The organism is Enterobacter cloacae complex sp. GF14B, from assembly GCF_004136805.1.
Classification (GTDB): domain Bacteria; phylum Pseudomonadota; class Gammaproteobacteria; order Enterobacterales; family Enterobacteriaceae; genus Enterobacter; species Enterobacter hormaechei_C.
Genome location: NZ_QFRV01000283.1, coordinates 1 through 1,276, shown reverse-complemented (window position 1 = coordinate 1,276; position 1,276 = coordinate 1). Strand labels below are relative to the sequence as shown.

Here is a 1,276-nt window from a genome sequence, read left to right as displayed (position 1 = left end):
CGGAGGCATCCGTCGCGCTCGCCAGCTGGCCGCGCGCATCGTACCCCCACTGCATCAGCGGCCATGTCTGGTTGCCGTCAAAATGGCTCGCCGAGGTAACACGCTGCGGGAAACGTTCATCGTCATAGCGCAGGGTGACGTCGATCGCCCGCGGCTCATCATGGATACCAACCAGCCTGCCGTGCTCGTCCCACGCCGTCAGCAGCGCATTGCCGTACTCGTCGCTGAGGGAGGCCAGGCGCAGGATGGAGGGGTTAGCGCGGGTCGGTTTATACAGACGCCACACCGCGCCGTCATCGTCGGCAATCGCCACGTCGCCGCTCTCATTGCGGCGGATGATAATGCCTTCGCTGATGCTGTAAAACGCGCGGTCGACCGGCGGCAGTTCAAAGCTCAGCTCGCGCCCGGTTTCATCGAACCAGGTGGCATTGTTTTCTTCCAGCGTCAGATAGCTGTCAAAGGTGGTAGCCCAGCCCAGACCAAACAGCCCTTCGCGGATGGTCAGGCTGTTGTAGCTGCGCTGCCAGCGCAGCGGAAAGCGCCCCGGCAGCGAGAAATCGAGTTCATCGTCGTCGTTCAGCACCTTCACGCCGGTAGCGGCGTGAACCGGGTGCGAGGAGCCGAACACGGCGTTGACGGCCATATCAGCCAGCATCCCGCCACCGGCAGCAGCCAGCGCGCAGGGCATGTTTTTCAGGATCTTGCCCGGACGCCCGCGCAGCAGGGAGAGCGCAATCATCCCCAACGCCAGACCCGGCGTTTTACCGCTTTTGATATCGCGGACCGTGAGGGTGTCGCCGCCGATGATCACGTTCGGGGAGACGTCGTCGGAAACGGTGCCTTCGCAGGTGGTGCGATCTTTCGCACGTACCGCGGGCTGCCCGTTGATAAAGACGCTTTTGGAGCCTTCCGCCAGATACTGTGGCCCGGAGTGTTTATCACACGCCACCTTGTCTTCTTCCAGCGGCGAGGTCCCTGCGGCGGCTGAGGCAACGCTCGGCTGCCACATTTCGCTGCCAAACTGTCCGGCAGCGGAGAGCAGCATACCCGCGTAGTCGGCAAAGCTGCCCGGCGACTGCGGCTCAGGGGACGGGGTATCGGCAGGCGTTAACGTCCCGGCGGCGCGTGCAGCGGGAAGTTTATTTGTCAGAACATTGCTCGAACCGGGGGTGATTTTACCCGCAGGCGGCGGCGGGAAAAGCGCATTGCCTAATCCTTCAGCGGCGTTGCTGATATCGTCGGTGATCCCGGCGACGTTCGCCAGAACCCCACCAAT

1 protein-coding gene is annotated in these 1,276 nt (G+C 63.1%); it reads right to left on the bottom strand.

Going from position 1 to position 1,276, the window contains the following annotated elements; translation table 11 throughout:
* The coding region (locus DD606_RS25270) for a DUF6531 domain-containing protein (protein ID WP_176691499.1) at positions 1-1,276 on the bottom strand (1,276 nt) is incomplete at both ends.